An 8,095-nucleotide genomic window follows, 5' to 3' on the forward strand; every position below is an offset into this window, starting at 1 on the left:
CGTTTAGTAAGGGCAATTGGTCTTACACCTTTTTCGCGAGAAGAATTTGCAATAGCCTGCGAAATAGACCCATCTTTAGACCCCGTTGAACGTGCAAGAAGGTTTTATGTGCGTGCTCGTCAAGTGCGAACAGGTCTGGCTCAATCTGCAACATTGGGACGATGGGCAAATTGCAAAAATACGAGCAGAGCAGGTATGGCAGGAGCCGTATCTCGCTGGCTTGGTGCAATTGAAGATTTACCAGATATAGCTCTGCGCTTGCTGCGTGTTCAAATTGAAAACAGGCCCGCTATCGAAGTCATACGTTTGTACGATTCACCAGATACGCTTTTTTACTGCGATCCCCCCTATGTCCACGACACACGGGGCGATAATAACGCTTACGCTTACGAGATGAGCAATGAAGAGCATCGTGAGTTAGCGTTGGTGCTGAATTCAGTCCAAGGTCTTGTGGCTATTTCAGGCTATGATTGCGATCTGATGAACGATCTGTATCCTTCTCCAAAATGGCACAAGAATATTGCTCCCACTAAAACGATACACTCGACCAAAGATGAGCGAACTGAGATTCTGTGGACAAATTACGACCCCAAAGCAATCCATTACAAAATGCTATTTTAGGAAAGAGCAATGGGCACACCTGATGAGATTCTTTCAAATATCCTGAGACGTGCTTCTAAGGATATAACCAAGTCGGTTATTTCAGACCATGAAATTCGCTCGCGGACTGAGTATGTGTGCCGACAGATTAGCAATCGGGCATGTACAAGACTCCTTATGGCTTGCCTGTTAGCCAAAATAGACCGACCAGATGTTGATCCTCGGAAGCCATACACTGAAGAAATCGGCGACCCTGATGCTTTTTCTGGCCGTTCGTATGATGAGAAGTACATCACTCATTTTGTTTACGAGAACCGTTTACCCTTAAACCCAACAACCGCTTTCCTTCCCCCTGCATTTCGTAATTTAAACAGGCCTCTTACAACGGATTTAGAGTTGGTGGGAAGACCTCGGCAAGTGTATAGAGCAACTCTCCAATTGCTGGATGACGTGTATCGAGAGAGGGTGGCAGCAGAAGACTTATTGACAGAAATAGTGCGTATATTGTTGCTCATGCGAGAAGAGAAACAAACAAGGATAAACACTTTGCTTGCTGGACTTTCATCCGAAGATACGCTACCTTTATCATCTGAAGAAATTGTCAATCTGATTGAGCAACATCTCAAGTGCAAAAATTCTAGCAGATTACCCGTTTTGATTGTGGCTGCGGCCTATAATTCTGTGGGAGAAAAGCTAGGAGAACACATATTGCCCTTACAGAGCCATAATGCCGCTGATGAGCAAACAGGTTCTCTCGGAGATGTTGAAGTATGTCTTGAGAATGATGAGCATGTAGTAACAGTGTACGAGATGAAGATGAAACGAGTGACAGTTGATGATATTGACCGTGCTCTCGAGAAAATTGCATCGGCTGCGAATAAAATACACAACTACATCTTCATCACCACCGATGTAATTAGCGATGAGATTAAGTCCTATGCGGCAGGGTGTTATGAACGAACTAGCGGAACAGAGATTGCTGTACTCGACTGTATAGGCTTTTTACGCCACTTTTTGCATTTTTTCCATAGGTCACGGGCTAAGTTTTTGGACGCTTACCAAAATCTGGTATTGAATGAACCCGATAGTGCAGTGAGCCAGCCTCTAAAAGAAGCTTTCTTGGCATTAAGACAAGCAGCAGAAGCGGATAGAGAATAGCGGCCTAACAAGCGTTTCCAGCCGACCCGCTCCGCTTCGCTTCGCTCCGCTACGCGGGCGGCTGAAACGCAAGCCGTTGTGCCGCTTAGGCTAGCTGTTGGGATGGTGTTTGAGGGCTTCTGGTTGGTATTGAAAATTCAGGGCGTGGGCATTGATAGGACTGCACTTCATTCATGATTCTCAGCAGGGCAAAGAGTAGCGCTGAGCCACTTGAAAACCTGTCGGATATGATTGATCACGTCAGCCCAACATCCTGCTCTGTATAAAACCCATGTCCAGTATTTACGACAATATCGAGCAACCCATCCTGCCTGAGTTGCAACATTACCTGAAGGAAGCCTACCGTGCTGATTTCTGTGTGGGCTATTTTAATTTGCGAGGATGGCGGCAAATTGATGCCGATATTGAACACTTTAAGGGAGGTAAGGGGCAGGCTTGTCGATTGCTGGTGGGGATGCACCGTTTGCCGAAGGAGGAATTACGGCAAGCGTTAGCGATCGGGGTAGAACCAGAGCGCATCGATCAGGGACAAGCGATTCGACTACAAACCCTAATGGCGCAAGAGTTTCGGCAACAGTTAACCTATGGTGCGCCCAGTGCTGCTGATGAGGAGGGGCTGCAGCGGTTGCGATCGCAACTCCTCGCCGGCAAGTTACAGGTCAAGTTGTTTTTGCGGCATCCCCTCCATGCCAAGCTGTATCTGATTTATCGCGAAGATCGCGCCACGCCCATCATTGGCTATGTGGGCAGCAGTAACCTGACGCTATCGGGGCTGAGATCCCAGGGTGAGCTGAATGTGGAAGTGGTGGATCGGGATGATACCAGTAAGCTGGAGCAGTGGTTTGAGGAGCGTTGGAACGATCGCTTTTGCTTGGATATTACGGAGCAATTAGCAGAAATTATTGATGAAAGTTGGGCGGGGCGATCGCTCAAGCCCTATTTTGTCTATCTGAAAATGGCGTATCACCTGTCCCAGGAAGCACGAGACGGGTTGAGTCAGTATCACGCCCCTGCCAGTTTTGGGCTTTTGCCCTTTCAGGAAGCGGCAGTGAAAATTGCGGCACACCATGTCAGTAAACGGAATGGGGTGATTATTGGCGATGTGGTGGGGTTGGGGAAAACCTTAGTAGGGACTGCAATCGCCCATCTCTGCGAGGAAGACTATGGCACCAGTACGCTGATTATCTGCCCGAAGAACCTGGAAAAAATGTGGCAGGGTTACATCGATCGCTATGGCTTGCGCGGTAAGGTGGTGCCGATTAGCCAAGTGATTCAGGAATTGCCCAATATACCAGCACGGTTTCGGTTGGTGCTGATTGATGAAAGCCACAACCTGCGAAACAAAGAGGGCAAGCGGTATCAAGCCATTAAAGACTACATTGAGCAGAGCGGCAGTCGGTGTATTTTACTCACCGCTACTCCCTACAACAAAACCTATCTGGACTTGTCGGCGCAGTTGCAGTTATTTTTACGTCCGGATGCCGACTTAGGCATTAAGCCAGAAGCCTACATTCGCAGCCTGGGTGGTGAGATGCAGTTCCGCCGTCGGCATAGTGCTACCCCAGTGCGATCGCTCTTGGCATTTGAGCAAAGTCCAGAGCCGGAGGACTGGCAGCAGTTGATGAGTCGCTACATGGTGCGGCGAACCCGCAGTTTTATCAAAAATACCTATGCCAGACAGGATGGGGAACGGTACTATCTGGAATTTGCCGATGGCCGGCGATCCTATTTCCCGATCCGTCGTCCCCAGACGGTTCGATTCACCATTGGGGAACCGCAGACCGATCCCTATGCTCGGTTGTATGCCGATCGCGTGGTGGATGTGATTAACGCGCTCAATTTACCCCGCTATGGATTAGGACTCTATAAAGATAAATATAAAGATAAAAAAGATAAAGACCCCAAACCCAAGCAACCACCCACCGATGAAGAACAAAAACTCTTAGACAATCTGTCGCACGCGGGGCAGCGGTTGATGGGCTTTTGTCGCACGAATTTGTTTAAGCGATTGGAGAGTAGCGGGGCTGCCTTTATCCAGTCGTTGGAGCGACATATTCTGCGGAATTATGTGTATCTTCATGCGATCGACCACGATCTTCCTCTGCCGATTGGTACCCAAGATACCGCGTTGCTGGACGAAATGGGTAACGATGAAGACGAGGATTCGCTCTTGAGTCAGGACTGGGAAACGGAAGACCCTCATCCCCTAACCCCTTCTCCCAGGGAGGGAGAAGGGGAACAAGAACTTCTGGCTCCCCTCTCCCAGCTTGGGAGAGGGGCCGGGGGTGAGGGCAGTTTTGCTCAACGGGCAGCGGAGATCTATCGCTTATACCGAGATCAATACCCGCGTCGATTTAAGTGGATTCGTGCTAATTTGTTTCGTCCAGAGTTGAAGCAGCATCTTCAACAAGATGCCACCGCTTTGATTGGAATTTTGCAACTGGCGGGTAGTTGGAACCCAGTTGAGGATGGCAAGCTGGTAGCATTGGTGGATTTGCTTCAACAGCAACATCCTACGGATAAGGTATTGATTTTTACTCAGTTTGCCGATACGGCTCGATATTTGGCAAGAGCACTGGAAGAACAGGGCATTCAGCAAGTGGGCTTAGCAACGGGACAATCGGCTGACCCGACGGCTCTGGCTTGGCGGTTTAGTCCGGTCAGTAATGAGAAAACTATCCCAGAGTCTGAACAGTTGCGGGTTCTGGTGGCGACGGATGTGTTGAGTGAGGGGCAAAACTTGCAAGATTGTGCCATCATTCTCAACTACGACTTGCCCTGGGCGATTATTCGGCTGATTCAGCGGGCAGGGCGGGTAGACCGGATTGGGCAGCAGGCGGAGGAGATTCTCTGCTATTCGTTTTTGCCGGCGGAGGGGGTGGAGCGGCTGATTAACCTGCGGGGACGATTGCGCGATCGCCTCAAGGAAAATCAAGAAGTGGTGGGCACGGATGAAGCCTTTTTTGAGGACGAGCAAGCGCGGGAGATGCTGCTGAATCTCTACAACGAGCGATCGGGGGTGCTGGATGAAGCCGACGAAGGCGATGTGGATTTGACCTCCGAGGCGTTGCAGATTTGGCAAAGCGCGATCGATGCCAACCCTGCCCTGAAAGGGATGATTGAAAAATTGCCCGATGTGGTGTATTCCACAAGGGAGCATGAACCTACCGGGGCAGATCCAGAGGGTGTGTTGGTGTACCTCCGCACGGATAGCGGCACGGATGCTTTGGCATGGGTGGACAAGGACGGCAACAGTGTTACCCAGTCTCAGATGCGGATTCTCCGTATGGCGCGATGCAGCATTGATACTCCGCCGTTGCCTCGCCATCCCCAACATCATGAACTGGTGACAAGGGGGGCGGAACTGATCGCGGAGCAAACCAAAACGGTGGCGGGCACCCTGGGCAATAAGCGTAGTGCGGCGGCACGGACTTACGATCGCCTGATGGCCTACACCCAACACATTCGCGAAACCACCCCCCTATTGGCAATGGGCACGGAGTGGGAGAACCTGGAACGGGCGATCGAGGAGATTAACCAGCACCCACTGAAGCAGAATGCGATCGCCCGCCTCAATCGGGAACTCAAGTCTGGCATTAGCGATGAGCAGTTAGCAAAACTGGTGACGTTTCTGCGGGAGCATGATGCCCTGTGTGTGATCAACCCGGAAGAACGGCGAGATGGAGCGCAGATTATCTGTTCGATGGGTTTATTTAGAGGCTAGATTAGGAGTAAGTAGGACAGAGGAGGACACGATGCGATCCAATCTCTATGAAACCGATTTTTACGCCTGGACGTTAGAGCAGTCAAAGTTGCTCAAGGAGGGAGATTTTAAGCATTTAGATATTCCCAATTTAGTGGAGGAAATTGAGTCATTGGGAAAGCAGGAACGTCGAGAATTGGAAAGTCGCCTAGGAATTTTAATTGGGCATTTACTGAAATGGGACTACCAACCCGACAAGCGCAGTAAAAGTTGGAGGGCAACGATTCGTGAACAACGACGGGCAGCCCAGAAACTCATCAACCAGAACCCTAGCCTCAAGCCCTATCTATCAGAGGCAATCGCCGATGCCTATGAATCTGGACTAGATTTGGTAGTGAAGGAAACACCTTTAGATTATTCAGACTTGCCCGAGAATTGCCCCTATACATCTGAGCAACTATTTGATCCTGACTTTCCCACTGATTTGAACCCTGTTTGAGTTAATCTAAGATGCCACTGAATCGCCAACGTGCCCAAAAGTATCTCCAGAAGTTTGATTTTGAGTCCCTGTTTATTGAAGAACTGGGCTGGGATACGGTCGATCGTGTCACACTGCCCTTCGAGATTGACGGTCACGCTTTCGAGGTGGTGTCTATTGCCCAAAAGCGCGGCTTTATTGTCTATCAATGTATTACGCCGGAAATTCCAGCGCGGTCAATTCGGGTGAAGCTCGATCGCCAATTGATGGACTACAGCAAATCCCATTTGTTGGTGTTTGGGGATGAGGGCAAAACACAGCAGGAATGGCTGTGGCTAAAACCAGAACTGGGCAAAAGCGCCAAGGTGCGATCGCATTCGTACCAGGTGGGCCAAAATCCTGAACCACTGTTGCAAAAGCTAGAGGCATTGATGGTGGAATTCAAGGAAGAAAAGAACCTAACCCATGTGGATGTTGCCCAAAAGGTAAAACAAGGTTTTGATGTTGAACAGGTTACTAAACAGTTTTTCCAAGATTTTGAGGGGCTACACCAGAGTTTTTGTTTGGAGATTGAGGGGATTGACTCAGAAGCCGATCGCCGTTGGTATGCTTCGGTGTTGCTGAATCGTCTCATGTTTGTCTATTTCTTGCAGCGCCGCTATTTTCTAGACAATGGCGATGTCCTCTATCTGCAAAATAAGCTGCAGCAATGTCAGAGGGAAGGTGCAAGCTTTTACGAATTTCTCAAGGATCTATTTTTTCAGGGCTTTGCTGAACCAGAGGCCAACCGAACTGCCGCGATGCAAAAACGTCTAGGCAAGATTTGCTATCTCAATGGTGGATTATTTCTTAAGCATTCTATTGAGCAAAAATATCCTCAGATTCAGATTAGCGATCGCGCCTTTGCCCAAGTCTTTGAGCTATTTTCGCGCTATTCCTGGCACCTAGACGATCGCCCCGACAAAGATCCGATGGAAATCAACCCGGATGTGTTGGGCTATATCTTCGAGAAATACATCAACCAAAAAGAGTTTGGGGCATACTACACCCGGCCAGAAATTACCGAGTATCTTTGCGATCGCACCATTAACAAATTGGTACTCGATCGCGTCAATGGACTGGGCTATGTATTCAATAATCTAGAGTCATTGCTCGGTGGCTTAGATGCTGACCTGTGTCAGGCACTGCTCAAGGATATTTTGCCAACCCTAACGCTGCTCGATCCGGCCTGTGGATCGGGGGCCTTTTTGGTGGCGGCAATGAAAACCTTGATTAGGATTTATCAACGAGTGGTCCAGCAATCAACGAGGTTTGCGGATCGGTCTGGAATTGCTCAATGGTTGCAGGAGGCGGCTCGGCATCCCTCCTTAGAGTACTACATCAAAAAACGCATCATTACCGATAATCTCTATGGTGTAGACATCATGGAGGAAGCCACGGAAATTGCGAAACTGCGGCTATTTTTAGCACTCGTCTCTTCGGCAAAAACTGTCAATGACTTAGAACCCTTGCCCAATATTGATTTCAACATCATGGCGGGAAATTCGCTCATTGGGTTGATTCGGGTGGATGCAGAAGGGTTCGATCGCTTAAGCCAAAAGGCAAAAGGCAAAGGACATGAAGGGGGAAGAGTTGACCCGACGCAAATCAATTTGTTAGGGGAAACGGTATTCCAAGGGAATTTGTTGCAGGAGTTGGCAGCTTCGGCGTATCAGCAAATCTTGGCAGACAAAAATGAAAGCATCGCTCTCTACAAAAAGCACGCTTTCCAGTCAGCCGATGCGGAGTTGCCCCAGGAAACGCGGCTGTTGCAATTGCGCGATCACATCGACAAACTTAACCGCGAATCGCAAGCGAAGCTAAATCAACTGTTATTAGATGAGTTTAGCCAGCGGTTGGGGATTAAGTATGAGCAAGCCCAACTGACAGGCAAACCCAAAAAGCGGCTACTAACGATCGCTGATATTGATGCCCTAGAACCGTTTCACTGGGGCTACCATTTTGACAAAGTATTTGTGCGCGGTGGGTTTGATGCAATTATCACCAATCCCCCGTGGGAGATTTTCAAGCCGAATGCACGGGAATTTTTTGTAAAACATAATAGACCTGTCCGAAATATTAACTAGGTGTCACAAAAATGGTAGAACGGAGTTTTA

General features: G+C 49.0%; 5 protein-coding genes (1 of these 5 cut by a window edge). All 5 read left to right on the forward strand.

Annotated features, from left to right (window positions below; genetic code table 11):
• A protein-coding gene (locus NIES593_RS20880; RefSeq protein WP_073601420.1) for a DNA adenine methylase crosses the window boundary here: on the forward strand, positions 1 to 621 show its 3' portion. 255 nt of this gene lie to the left of the window's left edge; the window shows 621 of its 876 coding nt (coding positions 256-876); its start codon lies beyond the left edge, outside the window; its stop codon occupies positions 619 to 621.
• A 9-nt stretch (positions 622 to 630) separates the two neighbouring features.
• Positions 631 to 1,758, forward strand: a complete 1,128-nt coding sequence (locus NIES593_RS20885; protein WP_073601421.1) for a restriction endonuclease, SacI family — start codon at positions 631 to 633, stop codon at positions 1,756 to 1,758.
• A gap of 271 nt (positions 1,759 to 2,029) precedes the next feature.
• A complete protein-coding gene (locus tag NIES593_RS20890; protein ID WP_073601422.1) occupies positions 2,030 to 5,482 on the forward strand; it encodes a helicase-related protein in 3,453 nt (1,150 codons plus the stop codon).
• 31 nt (positions 5,483 to 5,513) lie between these two features.
• Positions 5,514 to 5,960 carry a DUF29 domain-containing protein gene (locus tag NIES593_RS20895; RefSeq protein WP_073601423.1) on the forward strand — a complete coding sequence of 149 codons (447 nt, stop codon included), beginning with the start codon at positions 5,514 to 5,516 and terminating at the stop codon, positions 5,958 to 5,960.
• 11 nt (positions 5,961 to 5,971) lie between these two features.
• On the forward strand, positions 5,972 to 8,065 hold the full coding sequence (locus NIES593_RS20900) for an Eco57I restriction-modification methylase domain-containing protein (RefSeq protein ID WP_217651995.1): 2,094 nt from the start codon (positions 5,972 to 5,974) through the stop codon (positions 8,063 to 8,065).
• Positions 8,066 to 8,095: the final 30 nt, after the last annotated feature.

This window comes from Hydrococcus rivularis NIES-593 (assembly GCF_001904635.1).
GTDB lineage: Bacteria > Cyanobacteriota > Cyanobacteriia > Cyanobacteriales > Microcystaceae > Hydrococcus > Hydrococcus rivularis.